Below are 17,376 nucleotides of genomic sequence, written 5' to 3'. Positions count from 1 at the left end.
GGCGATGGAATGGCCCGTTTCACTTGCGGGAGAAAGCTCCCGGAGATGCGGCAGCCCCCGACCGTTGACGGAAACGCGCAATTGCTGTATACTAGCCATAGAAATCCACCGGTTCCCCGGTGAGAAGTGAGGGATAACACCATGAAAGTGATTCTGAAGCAGGACGTAAAGGGCATTGGCAAGAAGGACGAGATCCATGAGGTCTCCGACGGCTACGCCCGCAACTTTCTGTTCCCGCGCAAGCTGGCCGCTGTGGCCGATGCTTCTGCGGTGAATATCGCACGCGGCAAGGAGGCCGCTGCGGATTTCCACGAGGCTGAAACTGTGGCCGCCGCACAGGCTGTGGCTGCAAAGATCGAGGGCAAGACCGTGACCATCAAGGCCAAGGGCGGCGCATCCGGCCGCCTGCACGGCAAGGTCACCGGCAAGGAAGTTGCCGAGGCTCTGGCCCAGCTGGCCGGTTCTCCCATTGATAAAAAGAAGATCGAGCTGGAGACCAAGGACATCAAGGATGCCGGTGTGTTCAACGCAAAGGTGCGCCTGCATGTCGGTGTCGTGGCTTCCTTCAAGATCATGGTGGAAGTAGAACAGGCCTGATTGAAATGCCATCTGCGCCCCCTGCCTTCAGGGGGCGTTTTTGGCGTTTTGGGAAGCTGGCCCAGTATGGAGGGGGATGAACCATGCCCAACGAACAACGACATTATTCCAATGAACTGAATCTGGAGAGTGTGGGCATCAATCTGCCCTACAATATGCAGGCCGAGCAGAGCGTGCTGGGCGCGGTGCTGCTCAAGCCTGAGACATTGACCGACCTGGTGGAGATCATCCGGCCGGAAATGTTCTACACCCGGCAGAACGCCCAGATCTATTCTGAGATGCTGCGCCTGTTTACGGCGGACCAGACCATCGACTTTGTCACCCTGCTGGATGCCGTCATCTCCGATGGCGTGTTCCCCAGTGCGGACGAGGCAAAGGTCTACCTGACCGGTCTGGCCGAGACGGTGCCCAGCATCTCCAATGTGAAGGCTTATGCCCAGATCGTGCAGGAAAAGTATCTGGTGCGTCAGCTGATGGGCGTTGCCAAGGACATTCTGCAGGACGCGGGCGATGAGCCGGACGCTGACCTGCTGCTGGAAAACGCCGAGCAGCGCATCTACGAGATCCGCTCCGGGCGGGATTCCAGCGCGTTGACCCCGCTTTCCTCCAGTATGGTGGAGACGCTGACCAACCTGCAGAAGATCAGCGGCCCGGATGCCGACAAGTACAAGGGCATCCCCACCGGCTTCCGTCTGCTGGATACTGTTCTGACCGGCCTGGGCCGCGGCGACCTCATCATTCTGGCCGCCCGCCCCGGTATGGGCAAGACCAGTTTTGCGCTGAACATCGCCACCCGTGTTGCCATGCAGCAAAAGGTGCCGGTGGCCATCTTCAGCCTGGAAATGACCAAAGAGCAGCTGACCAACCGCATCCTTTCGGCGGAAGCAGGCATCGACAGCCAGGCTTTCCGCACCGGTGCCCTTCGCAGTGAGGACTGGGAGTATCTGGCACTGGCAACGGAAAAGCTCCACGATGCCCCCATCTATATGGACGACACCTCAGGCATCACCATCACCGAGATGAAGGCGAAGATCCGCCGGGTCAATCAGGACCCCACCCGCCCCAATGTGGGCCTGATCGTCATCGACTACCTGCAGCTGATGACCACCGGCCAGCGCAGCGAGAACCGTGTGCAGGAGATCAGCTCCATCACCCGAAACCTGAAGATCATGGCTAAGGAAATGAATGTGCCCATCATCGCGCTTTCTCAGCTGTCCCGTGCGGTGGAGAAACAGGGCAACAACTCTTCTCACCGGCCCCAGCTGTCTGACCTGCGTGACTCCGGTTCTATCGAGCAGGATGCCGACTGCGTCCTCTTCCTTTACCGTGATTCCTACTACGCCAGCCAGAACCCCGATGTGGCAGAGGTGGATGCCGATACAGCGGAGTGCATCGTGGCAAAGAACCGCCACGGCGAGACCAGCACGGTGCCGCTGGGCTGGGATGGCGCACACACCCGCTTTATGGATGTGGACTTCAAACGCTGATGAACGACGAAACATCAAAATTGATCGCAAAAGTAGAACGCTTTGCCCGGCAGGAGCAGCTGTTTGCGCCTGCGGAACCGGGCCTGGCTCTGCACCTGTGCGCCGCCGTTTCGGGCGGAGCCGACAGCATGGCGCTGCTGCGGGTGCTGCTGGAACTGCGGGAAACCTTTGGATATACCCTTACGGCCTGCCACGTCAACCACGGCCTGCGGGGTGAGGCTGCGAACCGGGACGAAGCTTTTGCCCGGGCCGAGTGTGCCCGGCTGGGGGTGTCGCTGACAGTTTTCCGCCCGGCAGATGTGGGAATGGCTGTGCCGCCCCATGCCGGGGAGGACTGGGCCCGCAGACTCCGCTATGCCTGCTTTGCCCAACTGCTGGCAGGCGGGATAGACTGCATTGCAACGGCCCATACTGCTACTGACCAGGCCGAGACCCTGCTGTTCCGGCTGGCCCGGGGCACCGGGCTGCACGGGGCAGGGGGCATTCGGCCCAGGCGGCCCGGTTACTGCCGCCCGCTGTTGGGCCTGACCCGGGTCGAGACCGAAGCGCTCTGCGCCGCCTTCGGGCAGGTGTGGGTGACGGACGAGACGAACGAATCCGATGCTTACGCCCGCAACCGCCTGCGCCATGGGGCCGTTCCGGCCTTGCGCAGCGTCAACGCTGCGGCAGAGGAAAATCTGGCCCGCTTCTGTGAAAAGGCGGCCCGCGCGGATGCCTACTTTGCCGGGCAGGCAGAACAGCTGCTTTCTGGCGCACGTCTGGATGCAGCCCAGACTGCCCGCAAGGCACCGGAAGCCAAGGCAGCATGGCGGCTGGAGCCGCTGCAGGGCGCTGACCCGCTCATTCTGGAAGCGGCGCTCCACAGCCTTGTTGCTCCGGTGCGGGATGCCGAGGAAAAGTACATCCGCCTGCTGGCAGAGCTGGTGGAGCAGGGGAGCGGGGCGGTGCAATTGACCGATACGGTCCGCTTTTGCGCAGGCAGCGGGATGCTCTGGCAGGAAAAGCGCCGGCCGGAAGCGGCTGCGGTCCCTGCGTTTTCGCTGCCGTTTGCCCCTGCCGATGGGGCGGAATTTGCTCTGCCCGGGGGCCAAACCCTGAAAACACGGCTTTTTGTAAGCGGTTTTCGAGAAAAAACACAGGGTGTTCATAAAAAAGACTTAAAAAATCGGGCGGATTATGCTAGAATAACTTTGTTATATTCTGCCCTTACGCTGCGCACCCGTCAACCGGGAGACCGGTTCCGGCCTGCGGGGCGGGGGCTGAGCAAGCCCCTGCGCAAATGGATGAATGAGGCAGGCATTCCTGCCGGAATACGAGAGGGCCTGCCGCTGCTGGCGGCGGGCAGTGAGATCCTGTGGGTCTGTGGGGAGGGCTTTGCCGAGGGGCTGGCCCCGGACGAGGAGACTGTACAGATCTTGCAGTTGGAATTGGAAAATGGAGGAACAACCCATGAGCATGAATGACGATATCAAGAACATCCTGGTCAGTGAGGAAGCACTGAAAGCCAAGGTTGCCGAACTGGGTGCACAGATCAGCAGGGATTACGAGGGCAGAAACCTTGTCCTCGTCTCCATCCTCAAGGGTTCGGTGGTCTTTATGGCCGACCTGATGCGGGCCGTGACCATCCCCTGCAGCATTGATTTTATGGTCGTGTCCAGCTACGGCGGCAGCAATACCACCACCAGCGGTCTGGTCAAGATCATCAAGGATCTGGACGGCGACCTGTCCGGCAAGGACGTGCTGATCGTGGAGGACATTCTGGATACCGGTGTCACCCTTTCCAAGCTGGTGCCCATGCTCAAGATGCGCAACCCGAATTCCGTGAGGATCTGCACCATTCTGGACAAGCCCAGCCGCCGCAAGGCCGACATCCAGCCCGATTACGAGGGCTTCCAGGTGCCGGACGAGTTTGTGGTGGGCTATGGTCTGGACTACGATGAGAAATACCGCAACCTGCCCTATGTGGGTGTGCTGAAACCGGAAATCTACGCATAACAAAAACGAATTAGAACTGGAGTTGATCCCTTTTGCAACCGAAACGACCTCGCTTTAATCCCCTGATCCTGGCGCTGGCACTGGCCGGTGTCCTGATGATCTGGTCGGTGCTGGGCACCAGCGACAGCAGTACCGGCGGCTCCACCATGAGCTACTCGACTGTGGTGCACTACTTTGAGAACAATCAGGTCACAGCATTTACGCTGGACCGCAACACCAGCATCATCACCCTGACGCTGAAGGAGGGCAAGCAGGAGCTGCCCGAAACCACAGGTGCCACCGCTGCCACACAGGCCTCCGGCGGTCTGCTGAGCAATATGTTCTCCTCCTCCGCCTCTTCCGTGGGGGCAACCAGAAACGATGACGGCACGGTGACGGTGCGCTACAAGCTGCCCTACGCCTATGTGTTCATCGAGAACGTCCAGCAGTATATCGATTCCTACGACGCAGCCAACCCGACCGCGCCCATGGAGTACGATTACACCACCCTGAAGGAGTCCATCCCCTGGATGGAGATCCTGTTCTACCTGGGAATGCTGGGCTGCACCGGCTTCCTGCTCTTCTCCATGATGCGCGGCGGCGCTGGCGGCGGCGGTATTATGAACGTGGGCAAGGCCAAGGTGAAGGACGAGCACGAGAACAAAAAGACCGCGACCTTTGCTGACGTTGCCGGTGAGGACGAGGAAAAGGAAGAGCTAAAGGAGGTCGTGGAGTTCCTCAAGAGCCCCGACAAGTTCAACACGCTGGGTGCCCGCATCCCCCACGGCGTTCTGCTGGTGGGCCCTCCGGGTACCGGTAAGACCCTGCTGGCCCGTGCCTGCGCCGGTGAGGCGGGGGTGCCCTTCTACTCCATTTCCGGCTCCGACTTCGTGGAAATGTATGTCGGTGTCGGCGCGTCCCGTGTGCGTGACCTGTTTGATAAGGCCAAAAAGACCATGCCCTGCATCATCTTCATCGATGAGATCGATGCCGTGGGCCGTCAGCGCGGCGCAGGTCTGGGCGGCGGCCACGACGAGCGGGAGCAGACCCTGAACCAGCTGCTGGTCGAGATGGACGGCTTTGAGGCCAACGATGGTGTCATCGTGATGGCAGCCACCAACCGTGCCGACATTCTGGATAAGGCACTGCTTCGTCCGGGCCGCTTTGACCGTCAGGTCTATGTGGGCCTGCCCGATGTCAAGGGCCGCGAGGAGATCCTCAAGGTCCACACCAAGAACAAGCCTCTGGCTCCCGATGTCTCCCTCAGAGTCATCGCACAGCGCACCGCAGGTTTTGCGGGTGCTGACCTGGAGAACCTGGTCAATGAGGCCGCTCTGCTGGCTGCCCGCCGCAGCCGCAAGGCTATCACCATGGAGGACATCGAGGAAGCTTCCATGAAGGTCATGGCAGGCCCTGAGAAGAAGAGCCGCGTTGTGACTGCCGAGGAAAAGAAGCTGACCGCCTACCATGAGGCGGGCCACGCCGTGGCAGGCTTCTATTGCAAGCACCATCCCCGCGTGCACGAGATCACCATCATTCCCCGCGGCCAGGCTGGCGGCTACACCATGTATCTGCCTGAAAAGGATCGCAGCTACGTGACAAAGGGTGAGATGTTCGAGGATATCGTTTCCAGCCTGGGCGGCCGTGTGGCCGAGCAGCTGATCCTGGAGGATATCTCCACCGGTGCCTCCAACGACCTGCAGCAGGCAACCAACATTGCCCGCCAGATGATCACCAAGTACGGCTTTTCCGAGCGCCTGGGCCCTGTGGTCTACGGCACCTCGCAGGAGGAGACCTTCCTGGGCCGTGATTTCACCCAGGGCAAGGGCTACAGCGAGAGCACCGCTGCCGAGATCGACGGCGAGATGCGGGATATCATCGATGAGGCTTACGAGACCTGCCGCCGCACCCTGACGGAGCACATCGACCAGCTCCATGCGCTGGCACAGGCTCTGATGGAACGCGAAAAGCTCAACGAGAAGGAGTTCAACACCGTGATGGCCGGCGGAAAGCTGCCCCCGCGTGACGGTGACGAGCCTGCACAGGAACCCGCCGCACCGGCGGCCCATGTGGAGACCGCAGAACCTGCCGAGAGCGCAGAGCCCGCTGAACAGGCGGAGCAGGCCGTGCTGGGCGAGGAAATGCCCGACCCGGCGCAGGATGCCCCGCAGGAAAACGAATGATCGAAGGGAGCGAGTGTCGTGGAGGAAAATTTTAACCCGGTCGCACGCACCCGGGCCAACTATTATACCCCGGGCAGCCCGGTGCAGTTCGTCTGTGTGGAACTGCTCAAGGGCGAACTCAGCGGAGAGAACGCAGTCTGCCTGACCTTCAAGAACATCTCCAAGGTCACCCTGACTGCACTGGAGATCCACTTCAAGTGCAAGGGCGTGGACGGTATCATCCTGTGTGAGGATGCCTTTGAATACCGCGAGATCGAGGTCAAGCCCGGTGAGAGCTTTGGCATGGACGATGCCGTGTTCGTGACCCAGAAGGCCATCACCAGCGTGGATGTGGTCCTGAAGAACGTATACAGCGGCAAAAAGGTCGTGCATCTGGATGCCATCAAGCGCGTCCGCCTGCCGGCCCCGCGCCGCCTGAGTCCGGAGCTGGAAAAGGCACTGGAAAGCCGGATGAACCGCACCGGCCTCAAGTATATGCCGCAGGTGTTCGAGAACGGCTGGTACTGTGCCTGCGGTTCCTTCCACCCGAAGGAAGAGGACACGGTCTACTGCACCGAGTGCGGCTGTGACCGCATCCTGCTGCAGAACGCCCTGAACACCCTGCTGCAGCCTGGCCAGAAGGCCGCCCCTGCAGAGCAGGCCCCGGCGGCGGAGGCCACCCGCGTGGCGAGCGCCGCCCCGCAGGAAGAGCCGACCCGCATCGTGGCCAGCGCGCCGGTGCAGGCAGAACCCACCCGGGTCATCCCGACGGCCCGCCCGGCAGAGCCTGTCGGCGCTCCGACCAGCTTTGCACCGCCGGTGGAACACACCCCTGTTCCGGAAGCAGAGCCTACCCGGGTGCTGGATGCCGCCACCCGCGCGGCGTTCCCCGGCAGCGGTGCAGCGGCTGTGGATGACGAGGGCACCCGTGTGATGCCTGCTGCTGCCCGCCGTGCCGCCCCGGCCCGCCAGCCGGAACCCGAGGTGGAGCAGTACGATGAGGAGGACGATGCGGAAGAGAGCCGTGACAGCATTGCCGAGACCCTCGTCCGCTGGGTCCCGCCCATCACCGCCATCGTCTGCGCAGGCATTGCGCTGTGGGGCTTCGTTTATTATCAGTTTATGATGTAAATGAATGACGGAGGAGGCTGCGCTTCCTCCGTTTTTTTGGTTGTACGAAGGAGAAACGTTATGCCTGACGAAGCACTGCAAACCGCTTTTGAGATCAAAACTACCTGCGATGAGATCAGCCGCAAGCTGCTGCGCTGGCACTGGGAGAACAAACCAGGGGAGCACAGCCTGGGAGCCCTGCTGGATCACATCCGCACCCGCCAGCAGGAGAGCCCCGAATATTATGACCGTCTGCCCGATCTGGCGGGCCGAAACAGCTGGCAGCAGCTGGATACCACCCTGTGTATGCGGGTACTGCTGGACCCGGAAAAGGATGCTGCCCGCCCGCTGGATCTGCTGGGCAATACGGAGCACCCCGCTGCTGCCCGCCGGGCCTGCAACGCGGTGCGCACTGCCCGCAACGAAGCGGCCCATGCCTCCGACCGCACGGCGGCTGCGCAGGCGGCGATCCTCTTCAACGAGGCAGTGGAAGCATTGGAAGAGGGCTATGCAGGCGCACCCCTGCGCACCAGTGAGCTGGGCCAGTATTACCGGCTGGCTGAGGATTATCTGAGCCGCTGCGGGGCCAAAAAGCCCATTGCGTCGGCGGCCCCGGAAGAGAAAGCACCCCGTGCGGCAAAGTCCGGCCAGAGCACTGCGGGCAGGAAAAAAGAGGGGACTTCCGGCAGTGCTTCCCGCCGCAGCAGCACAAAGCAGAACACGAGCGGCCGCAGCTCCGGCGGCAGATCCCAGAACCGGAAGCAGGGCGGCAGCCGGAACAGCCGTGCCCGGGCCAGGCAGAAGCAGAAACAGGCCAACCGCACCGTTCTGCTGGTGCTGCTGGCGATCCTGGCCGTGGGTCTGCTGATTCGCGGCTTTGCCATGAACTGGCAGTGAAAGAGTGAGGAAACTATGAAGCAAAAACTGATTTTTCTGGATATTGACGGTACTTTGCTGCCGCCCGGTGAGATGACCGTTCCGGCCAGTGCCGTGGAGGCCATCCGGCAGGCCCGGGCCAACGGCCACAAGGTGTTTCTGTGCACCGGCCGTAACCTGCGCATGACGAAGCCGCTGCTTGCCTACGGTTTCGATGGCTTTGTCTGCTCTGCAGGCGGCTATGTAGGCTGTGATGGGAAAATTCTCGTGGATCTTCCCATGGAGCCTGCGCAGGTCGAGGGCCTGCGGGAGGTGCTGGGGCGTGCCGGTGCCGAGTGCACCCTGGAAGCCCGGGACGATACTTACGGCGGCATCAAGATGATCGAGCGATTCGCCCATTTGTTCCCCCGTAAGCCGGGGCAGCTGAACAGCGAGGCCGAGCGCTGGCGCAAAACGATGGAGTATGGCATGACCATCCGGCCCATTGAGGAATACCACGGAGAGCTGGTTTACAAGGTGGTGTTCATCGCCCCCAACGAGGCCTGCCTTGCCGAGGCAAAGCAGCTGTATGAGGACCAGTTCATCTTCTGTGAGTCCCGGCTGGGGGATACCCCGTCAGCCATCGTCAACGGGGAGCTCATCAACCGCAAGTTCAACAAGGGCACCGGCATCAAGGCCATCTGCGATGAGCTGGGGTGTTCGCTGGCCGATACCATCGGCTTTGGCGACAGCGACAATGACCTGCAGATGACCGATGTGGTAGGCATCAGCGTCTGCATGGCCAACGGCTCTGACAACCTGAAAAAGCTCTGCGACCGCATCTGCCCGGCTGTGACGGAGGACGGCGTGGCAAGGGAGCTCAAAACCCTGGGCCTGATCTGAGAGCAGCCTTCCACAAAAGAAGAGATGATAACAAAAAATTCCCGCTCCATCGAGCGGGAATTTTTGTTAGAGAGGGTTATTTCTGATGGACTGCCTTGTGATATACCGCGTAGGCGATCACGGCAGAGAGGGCCTCTGTGATCCAGAAGGCGTGCCAGACACCGGTAGGGCCCATGCGGCCGCACAGCACCCACGCAATGGGCATGATGAAGATGATATAGCGGCAGAGGGAGATGACCAGTGAGGGCACGCCCTTGCCCAGACCCTCCAGTGCGCCGGAGGAGGTGGTAGACACTGCCGAGACGATGAACCCCAGGCAGATGATCCGCAGGGCGGTCTGGCCGATGGCGATGGTCTCGGGGTTAGAGGTGAACAGACCCATCAGCGGGCCTGCAATGGTCAGGCAGAGCAGGGTGCCAATGGCCATGATCCCGGCGCTCAGGCCCAGTGTCAGGTTGTAGAGCTTGGACACACGGCCATGCTCCCGGGCACCGTAGTTGTAGCCCACCAGCGGGCGCATCCCCTGCACGATGCCGTTGGCCGGCAGGTAAAGGAAGGTCTGGAGCTTGTAGTAGATGCCCAGCACCGTCACATAGCTCTGGGAGTAGACCGCCAGCAGGCCGTTCAGGAAGGTGACCAGCAGGCTGGGCAGGGCCAGATTCAGGATGGCCGGTACACCGATGGCATAGAGCTTGCCGTCAAGGGCGGCATCGAACCGCAGGCAGCGGCGGGAGAAGCGGACGGCGACTTCGGTGGTGCAGTAGACATAGAGGTAGACCACAAGGGAAACGGCCTGCCCGATGCCGGTGGCAAGGGCCGCACCGGCAATGCCCAGGGCGGGCACCGGCCCAAGGCCGAAGATGAGGACAGGGTCGAGGGCGATGTTGGTCACGCAGCCGGTGATCAGCGCCACCATGGCAACGTTCATCCGGCCCACGGACTGGAAGATCTTCTCAAAGGCGAGGTCTGCCATGTTGACCAGCGAGAACAGGAACACGATGGTGGAGTAGGTCACACCCATGTCCACCAGAGCGGGATCGGTAGTGAAGCGGCGCAGGAAGCCGGGCATGATGGCAATGCAGAGGACCATGCCCAGCACGCCGTGCAGCAGGGAAAACATCATGCCGTGGGTGGCGGCCCGGTTGGCGTTTTCGTGGTCGCCTGCGCCGAGGTAGAGCGCGATCTGAGCATTGATGCCGATGCCGAAGCCGATGGCCACTGCATTGACAAAGTTCTGGATGGGAAACACCAGCGAAAGCGCCGTCATGGCCTGCTCGCTGATCTGGGCCACAAAGAGGCTGTCCACGATGTTGTACAGGCTGTTCACCAGCATCGAGATGACGTTGGGCAGGGCCATGGAGAGCAGCAGCGGGAACACCGGTCTGGTTTTCATAAAAGTATCGTTCATTTTCATTGCTCCTGAGGGTCAGATTTGGATTTGAAGGCAAAGCAAAAGCCACACAATGGCTTTTGTACCATTGTGTGGCGAAAAGTTGCAGAATGCTGTAAAAATCCACACGATATTTTATTGGTTCAAAGATACCACATCACAGGGATACTTGTCAAGGACTTTTTAAAATAAAAGTATGACTTTTTACAGTGGGCCCTTGCCCTTGACAAGGGGCGCGGCGGCGGTAAAATAAGAACAGAACGCACAAAAGGAGGATCTGCCATGAAATGGATGATCGCGTCAGACCTGCACGGGTCGGCCTACTACTGCCGCAAAATGCTGGAGGCCTTTGAGCGGGAGGGAGCCGACCGGCTGTTCCTGTTGGGCGACCTGCTCTACCACGGCCCCCGCAACGACCTGCCTCGAGAGTACGCCCCCAAGGAGGTCATCCCCCTGCTGAACGGGAAAAAGGAGAAGCTGCTCTGCGTGCGGGGCAACTGTGATGCCGAGGTGGACCAGATGGTGCTGGAATTCCCCGTGCTGGCCGATTATGCGGTGCTTCCGGTGGGGCAGCGGCTCATTTATGCGACCCACGGGCATATCTATCATGTGAAAAATCTGCCGCCACTGGCCCCGGGAGATGTACTGCTGCACGGGCACACCCATGTTCCGGCCTGGACAGAGTTCGGGCAGGAAAATCTTTACCTGAATCCGGGTTCTGTGAGCATCCCCAAAGAGAACAGCCCTCACAGCTACATGACCCTGGAAGGAAACACGATGCAATGGAAAGAGTTGGAAAGCAGCGCTGTTTTCCATGAACTGACCCTTTGATAAAGTCCCCCGGCCGGTTTTGCGGGCAGCTTGAAATTTGCCCACCGGTATGGTATGATAAAACTGAAAACAGATCGGCAAAGTTCCGCAGAGCAGTGCTGTGCGGGGCAGGAGCCTTTTTGTTTCTGCAATGAGTTAGCTAAAACTAACAAAATGACGAAAACAGCGGGCTGGACTTGTGCAGTTTGACAGGGGTGCCCGCAGATACAGTATGGAGGGGACAACAATGGTAGAAACGATCCTGAAGGTCGATGGCATGATGTGCGGTATGTGCGAGAGCCACATCAATGATGTGGTGCGCAAGACCGCCCGGGTGAACAAGGTGACTTCTTCCCACACCAAGGGCGAGACGGTCATCGTCTCGGAGCAGCCGGTGGATGTGGAGACGCTGAAGGCGGCCATTGCCGAAACGGGCTACACCGTGACCGGCGTGCAGACCCGGCCCTATGAGAAAAAGGGCTTCTTCTCGTTCCTGAAAAAGTAACAGCCCGGTGTTTCTGGCCGGGCTGATCATGCAAAACAGGAGGTATCTTGTTATGAGGATCTTGGTGTACGGCGCAGGCGTTCAGGGCTGTCAGCTGGCCCACAGTCTGGCACAGAACAAGAAAAATGTGGTCACCCTGCTGGCCCGGGGCGAGTGGAAGGAGGTCATTGACCAGAAGGGCCTGACCATCCGCCACATGCTCCAGCGGAAAACAACGGTGGATCGGATGCAGACGACAGATGTGCTGGCCCCCGAGGATGTGTATGACCTTGTGTTTGTCACGGTGCAGGCCGGGCAGCTGGCCGATGTGCTGCCCATCCTCAAAGCAAACCGGAGCCAGTACTTCATCTTTGTGGGCAATGATCCCTATGCGCAGGAGATGCTGCAGGCCATGCAGCGCCCGGTGGATAAGATCGCCTTTGGCTTCCAGAACAATGCAGGCCGCCGGGAGCATGACCGGCTGGTCAGTGTGCACATGGGGATGGGAATGACCGTTGGCGGCGCAACCGCTCCCCTGTCCGGCGCATTCCGCCTGCGGCTGCAGGCTGCCTTTGAAGGGACTCATTACAAGCTGACCTATTACAGCGATATGGACGAGTGGCTCAAGAGCCACATCGCCTTTATCCTGCCCTGCGCCTATGCCTGCTATGCGGTGGATGGGGAACTTTCCCGCACCACAGTGGAACAGCGCAGGATGATCGTGGATGCAGCCTGGGAGTGCTGTGAGATGCTGAAAGCGGCAGGTGTTCCTGTGAACGATGCGGAGAACACCGACCGCTACCGCGAGGGCACCAAACAGCGGAAAAAGACCGAGCGGATGGTCTACTGGATGGCGCAGACGGTCGTTGGGAAGTGGTGCATTTCGGATCACGCCATGCGTGCGGTGAGCGAGATGCAGTATCTGGATGAAGCGTTTGCCGCCCTGCGCGCCACCACATTGGTGGAGATGACTGCCTGGGATGAACTGCGCAGATCCCTGCCCAGAAAGAAGTAGGAGCCGGAAAATGTCCGGAGCATGAGAAAAAGCCTGTCGGTTTTTGCGCTGACAGGCTTTTTCTATTGGTTCCGTGCCCAGAAGGCGGCAAGCTGCTGCTCCAGCTCTGTGGTGCTGCGCAGGTATTGGAGCTGGTGCCAGTGGCGGGGGAACAGGCGGGTGTATTCGGCGCGGGCAAAGCGGTCATCCAGCAGGAGCACCACGCCCCTGTCCTCCTGCGTGCGGATGACCCGGCCCGCCGCCTGCAGCACCTTGTTCATGCCTGGGAAGCGGTAGGCGTAGTCGAAACCGGTGCCGACCGCTTCGTCATAGTAACGGCGCAGGATCTCCTGCCGGGGGTTCACCTGAGGCAGGCCCACCCCCACGATGGCGCACCCGATGAGCCGGTCACCCACCAGATCCACGCCCTCGCCAAAGATGCCGCCCATGACCCCGAAGCCCAGCAGCGTTTTTGCGGGGCTTGGGCCGAACTGTTCCAGAAAGGCCGCCCGGGCCGCGTCGTCCAGACCACTCTCCTGGGCCAGCGTCTCGATGTCCGGGTAACGGGCGGTGAAGTCCTCATATACCTGCCGCAGATAGGCGTAGCTGGGAAAAAAGGCCAGATAGTTGCCCACCTTGGCCCGGGCCAGTGCGGCCAGCGCATCCGAGACGGCCTGCACACTGGCCTCCCGGTCCCGGTAGCGGGTGGAGATGCCGGGCAGGCAGTAGAGCCCCAAATGTTCGGGCGGAAACGGGCTTTCCAGAGCCACGGCCCGGGCATCGGGACAGCCCAGCACGGAGCGGTAGTAGCCCGGCGGGGTGAGCGTTGCGCTGAACAGTGCCGCAGCCCGCCCGGCGGCAAGGCTGGCATCCACAAAGGGGGCAGGGTCAAGGCAGAGCAGCTCCCATTCCAGCTCGCTGCCCCGGGCTGTCAGCTGGGTGACAAAATGCGCGTCGTACCGCTCTGCTGCCCGGGTGATATCCTGCAACGCAAAGTAGAGCTCGAGCAGCTGGGCGTGGGCATCGGCCTCCGGGTTGGCCTCCAGCCAGTCCTGCAGGGGGGCCTGCAGGCTGAACAGCAGTCGGAGCAGCTCCTTCGGCAGCTCTTGCAAAAAGACCGTGCCATCCTGCGCCAGCAAAGGCTCCGGCAGCGGGAAGGCGGCTTCTGCCGGTTCGGTGTCCAGAAGGCTGGTCTGTTGGGTGAGATCCTCTGCCGGCGATTCGGTGGGCGCTGAACCCCGGCGGGGGGCCAGCTTCGTTACCGCCCGCCGTGCTTCCAGAAAGCCCCTGTCTGCCTTTGTCAACGCGGTTTTCAGTGCACTTTTTCCTTTGCCGATGGCCCGTCTGGCATCGGTCAGGCTGCTCTTGCAGAACCGTGCCGAGTACATGGCTCTGGCCCGGTCCGGCAGGTTGTGGGCCTCGTCGATGAGAAAAATGTAGTCGCCCGCCGCATCGAAAAAGCGCCGCAGGTGCACGGTGGGGTCGAACAGATAGTTGTAGTCTCCGATGACTACGTCACACCACTCGCTCAGGTCCAGCCCCAGCTCAAAAGGGCAGACCCTGTGCCGCCGGGCAGTCTCAGTCAGGGCGGCCCGGTCATAGGGGACGGTGCTGTCCAGCAGGTCGGCCAGCGCATCCTTCAGCCGCTCGTAGTAGCCGTTGGCGTAGGGGCAGGCTTCCGGCAGGCAGGCGGGACGGCCCTCAGTATCCTTGCACAGGCAGGCCTTCTCCTTGGCCGAAAGGGTCACGCTGCGCAGGGAAAGCGCCTGGTCTGCCGCCCGCAGACGGACCAGTGCATCCTCAGCAGCGGCCTGTGTCGTGTTGCGGGCGGTCAGGTAGAAGATCTTTTCCCCCTTGCCCTCGCCCATGGCTTTCAGGGCAGGGAAGAGGGCGCTCATCGTTTTGCCGATGCCGGTGGGTGCCTGGCAGAACAGCCGGGTACCGCCCTTCTGCTCTGCCTTGCCCGCAGCACAGGCGCGATAGACCTCCCCGGCAAGGGCGCGCTGCCCAGGACGGTAGGCCAGAAACGGAAATTGCAGGGCCCCAAGGCTCCGGTTCCGGGCTTCCACCCAGTCCAGCTGCCGCCGTGCCCAGGGAAGATACTGCCGCAGCAGGTCGTTGAGAAACGCATCCAGCTCAGCGGCGGAGAAGTGCCGTGTATAGCGGATGATCTCATCGGTGTCGATCTGGTAATAAGTCAGCCGGACATCCAGTGTTTCCAGCTCCCGCTGTTCGGCGCAGATGGCCCCGTAGACCATGCCCTGTGCCCAGTGGCAGGAATTCATGTCCTCCGTGATGGCATCGGTGGGCGCGGCAGTGGTCTTGATCTCGTCGATGACCACCGTGCCGTCCGCATCGGTAAAAATGCCGTCGGCACGGCCCTCGATGGTGAATCCGATTCCCTCCATCGTCCGCTCTGCCGTGAGGAACACCTCGGCGGCGTAGCCTTCGCCCGCCGCCTTCTGGAGCCTGCGGTGGATGCGTGCGCCCTCGTTGGCCCGGTCAAAGCCGGTAAAGCGGCTGTCAATGCTGCCGGTGCGGAGCAGGAACTCCACCATCTCCCGGACAGAGAGACGGATGGTTGGCATGGGGTTCACTTCCTTTCTCTTGAAATTCTGCGTTTCGGTCAGGCTGTGCAGAGCAGGGCCTACCCGAGACCCAGGATCTTTTGACAATTTGCTGCAACAGCATTCACCTGGTCAAAATCCACGGCGGCCCGGTAATAAGTCTCCAGCTCATCATGGCAGTTTTTGGCCTGAGCCATCAGGGCGACAGCCTGGTCGATGAGCTCGGAGGCGGCACGATCGTTGAAGCGCAGGCGGGCGCGGAAGCCGGACAGGTTTTCCCGGTCCACAAAGCGGGTGCAGCGCACGGCCTGCACGCCGGGCAGCTGGATGGGATGCCAGAGGTTGTCGGTCAAAAAAGCCAGCCGCAGGGCCGGGATGAAGATGTGGTCGATCTGATCTTCAGGGTGCATGGCGCAGGGGCAGGTGATGATGTGGTAGCCCCGGGCCAGCGCTTCGGCCCGGATGAGTTCCAGCAGCAGGCGGGAGACCGCCCCATAATCATCCCGGAATACCACATACCGGTCGGCCAGCGCTTCTACCGTGCCCCGGTAGAATACCATCCCCTTGGGGGTGATGGCTGAAAGCAGCCGCAGCTCCTCGCTGGCGGTGCCCTCGGTGCGGGGAAGCAGCCGGGTGCAGAGCCGCTTGACGTAGCGGCGCACCTTTTCAAAGTTGGCGCTGCAGGCTTCGGCCCGGCGGCTGTCCAGCATCAGGCTGCCCGCCGATGCGATATACCGGGCTGCCCGGCCCCGCAGGGCGGCATTCCGGGCAAACAGGGCCTTGACCTCGTCCCGGTGGGGAGCCAGCTTTCCGGCATCGATGGTGTGGTACAGGCTCACCACCAGCTCATCAGCCCCGGGCGCGTCCGGCTCCACCACATGGGGCGCGGTGGCATCGATGATGGCGCGCTTCTGGTCGAGGAAGATGACCCCGTCCAGACTGTCCGGGTCGCTGGCACAGTGGATCTTTTCGATGCGCTGGCCCTGCTGCTCGGCGGCCCGGGCCAGATGCTTCATCAAGGTGGATTTGCCGCATCCCGGCCCGCTTTTGATGAGAAGCATCTGCATCCCGGGCTCCCGGCGCAGCGGCTCAAAATAACCCTTGAAGCCCGCCGGTGTGGTGGCCCCCAGAAAGAAATCGGGGGAACGGCTTTGGATCGTTTTCATATCAGAACACCTCACTTTTGCTTTAGGGTATGCAAAAATGAAGGAAGATGATACTTGGAAACGGCCTTGCCCTCTCAGTCTCGCTCCGCTCGCCAGCTCCCCCAAAGTGGGAGCCCTTGGCAGTTTTTGTGAGCTTCATCTTTCTGCCAAGGCCTCTCCCTTCGGGAGAGGTGGCATTGCGACAGCAATGACGGAGAGGGTGAGCTTGTTAATATGTGTGCCCGCACACCTCGTGGATCTTCTCCCGCAGGGCCACAAAATCCGCAAAGGCGGCGGGTTTGTTCTGTGCCTGCCGGAGCAGGGCAGCGGGGTGGAAGGTGCCCATGAACCATACGCCGTTCTTTTGCACAAAGGTGCCGTGCTCCTTGGTCACGGAGAAATCGGTGCGGATCATCCGCTGGGAGGCGATGCGGCCCAGGCAGACCACGATCTTTGGCTGCAGCAGCTTGAACTGTTCCCGGAGCCAGGGCATACAGGCCTCGCTCTCGGTGGGCAGCGGGTCGCGGTTGTGGGGCGGGCGGCACTTGACGATGTTGGCAATGTAGCAGTTTTTGCTCCGGTCCAGATCAATGGCAAACAGGTATTTGTCCAGCAGCTGGCCGCTGCGGCCCACAAAGGGCAGGCCCTGCTCGTCCTCGCTCTGGCCCGGGCCTTCGCCCACGAACAGCACCTCGGCAGTCTGGACACCCTGCCCGAACACCACATGGGTGCGGTCAGTGCACAGCTCACATCTGCGGCAGGCAAGGCACTCGGCCTTTAATGTATCCCAATCCATAGCAGTTTGATCTCCTTGCGACTGAATGATAATTTATTCACAAATAAAAAATGGTTTTCTCCTAAAATAATAGCACAAAAAGCCAATTTTGTCTTGAACTTT

15 protein-coding genes are annotated in these 17,376 nt (G+C 61.0%); 11 read left to right on the top strand and 4 right to left on the bottom strand.

Features of this window, described 5'->3' with window-relative positions; genetic code table 11:
* The first annotated feature begins 141 nt into the window (after positions 1 to 141).
* From rplI to MTP40_RS08330, 8 genes are all read left to right on the top strand, one after another.
* Positions 142 to 597 carry a 50S ribosomal protein L9 gene (gene rplI / locus MTP40_RS08365; RefSeq protein ID WP_097770524.1) on the top strand — a complete coding sequence of 152 codons (456 nt, stop codon included), beginning with the start codon at positions 142 to 144 and terminating at the stop codon, positions 595 to 597.
* Between the two features lie 83 nt (positions 598 to 680).
* Positions 681 to 2,084 carry a replicative DNA helicase gene (gene dnaB, locus MTP40_RS08360; protein WP_249259174.1) on the top strand — a complete coding sequence of 468 codons (1,404 nt, stop codon included), beginning with the start codon at positions 681 to 683 and terminating at the stop codon, positions 2,082 to 2,084.
* A complete protein-coding gene (gene tilS, locus MTP40_RS08355) occupies positions 2,084 to 3,547 on the top strand; it encodes a tRNA lysidine(34) synthetase TilS (RefSeq protein ID WP_249259173.1) in 1,464 nt (487 codons plus the stop codon). The genes dnaB and tilS overlap by 1 nt, the downstream gene beginning before the upstream one ends.
* Complete coding sequence (hpt, locus tag MTP40_RS08350; protein ID WP_249259172.1) at positions 3,534 to 4,079, top strand: hypoxanthine phosphoribosyltransferase; 546 nt, start codon at positions 3,534 to 3,536, stop codon at positions 4,077 to 4,079. Before tilS ends, hpt begins: the two co-directional genes overlap by 14 nt.
* A 95-nt stretch (positions 4,080 to 4,174) precedes the next feature.
* Positions 4,175 to 6,241: an ATP-dependent zinc metalloprotease FtsH gene (gene ftsH / locus MTP40_RS08345; protein WP_249260091.1), complete on the top strand. Its 2,067-nt coding sequence runs from the start codon at positions 4,175 to 4,177 to the stop codon at positions 6,239 to 6,241.
* Between the two features lie 18 nt (positions 6,242 to 6,259).
* Positions 6,260 to 7,351, top strand: a complete 1,092-nt coding sequence (locus tag MTP40_RS08340) for a hypothetical protein (RefSeq protein ID WP_249259171.1) — start codon at positions 6,260 to 6,262, stop codon at positions 7,349 to 7,351.
* A gap of 60 nt (positions 7,352 to 7,411) precedes the next feature.
* Positions 7,412 to 8,227 carry a hypothetical protein gene (locus MTP40_RS08335; RefSeq protein ID WP_249259170.1) on the top strand — a complete coding sequence of 272 codons (816 nt, stop codon included), beginning with the start codon at positions 7,412 to 7,414 and terminating at the stop codon, positions 8,225 to 8,227.
* A gap of 15 nt (positions 8,228 to 8,242) precedes the next feature.
* Positions 8,243 to 9,088, top strand: coding sequence for an HAD family hydrolase (locus MTP40_RS08330; protein WP_249259169.1), 846 nt, complete (start codon positions 8,243 to 8,245; stop codon positions 9,086 to 9,088).
* Positions 9,089 to 9,164: 76 nt separating this feature from the next.
* On the opposite strand, the gene MTP40_RS08325 is transcribed toward MTP40_RS08330, so the two are convergent.
* On the bottom strand, positions 9,165 to 10,496 hold the full coding sequence (locus MTP40_RS08325) for an MATE family efflux transporter (RefSeq protein WP_249259168.1): 1,332 nt from the start codon (positions 10,494 to 10,496) through the stop codon (positions 9,165 to 9,167).
* Positions 10,497 to 10,760: 264 nt separating this feature from the next.
* Here MTP40_RS08325 and yfcE point away from each other — a divergent pair, with 264 nt between their 5' ends.
* The 3 genes from yfcE to MTP40_RS08310 all read left to right on the top strand — a co-directional run bounded on the left by yfcE (position 10,761) and on the right by MTP40_RS08310 (position 12,787).
* On the top strand, positions 10,761 to 11,309 hold the full coding sequence (gene yfcE, locus MTP40_RS08320; protein WP_249259167.1) for a phosphodiesterase: 549 nt from the start codon (positions 10,761 to 10,763) through the stop codon (positions 11,307 to 11,309).
* A gap of 226 nt (positions 11,310 to 11,535) precedes the next feature.
* Positions 11,536 to 11,793: a heavy-metal-associated domain-containing protein gene (locus tag MTP40_RS08315; protein WP_249259166.1), complete on the top strand. Its 258-nt coding sequence runs from the start codon at positions 11,536 to 11,538 to the stop codon at positions 11,791 to 11,793.
* Between the two features lie 52 nt (positions 11,794 to 11,845).
* Positions 11,846 to 12,787, top strand: coding sequence for a ketopantoate reductase family protein (locus MTP40_RS08310; protein WP_197036478.1), 942 nt, complete (start codon positions 11,846 to 11,848; stop codon positions 12,785 to 12,787).
* A gap of 62 nt (positions 12,788 to 12,849) precedes the next feature.
* Here MTP40_RS08310 and MTP40_RS08305 read toward each other — a convergent pair whose 3' ends face one another.
* From MTP40_RS08305 to MTP40_RS08295, 3 genes are all read right to left on the bottom strand, one after another.
* Positions 12,850 to 15,354 (bottom strand): ATP-dependent DNA helicase, encoded by a 2,505-nt coding sequence (locus MTP40_RS08305; RefSeq protein WP_249259165.1) that lies wholly within the window; start codon positions 15,352 to 15,354, stop codon positions 12,850 to 12,852.
* A 59-nt stretch (positions 15,355 to 15,413) separates the two neighbouring features.
* Positions 15,414 to 16,499, bottom strand: coding sequence for a hypothetical protein (locus MTP40_RS08300; RefSeq protein WP_249259164.1), 1,086 nt, complete (start codon positions 16,497 to 16,499; stop codon positions 15,414 to 15,416).
* A gap of 208 nt (positions 16,500 to 16,707) precedes the next feature.
* Entirely contained in the window at positions 16,708 to 17,274 is a 567-nt protein-coding gene (locus MTP40_RS08295) for a uracil-DNA glycosylase (protein WP_156070311.1), read from the bottom strand.
* Positions 17,275 to 17,376 lie beyond the last annotated feature (102 nt).

This window comes from Faecalibacterium sp. IP-3-29 (assembly GCF_023347335.1).
Lineage (GTDB): Bacteria > Bacillota > Clostridia > Oscillospirales > Ruminococcaceae > Faecalibacterium > Faecalibacterium duncaniae.
The sequence above is the reverse complement of the archived record's forward strand: the minus strand, read 5'-3'. Positions and strand labels throughout refer to the sequence as shown.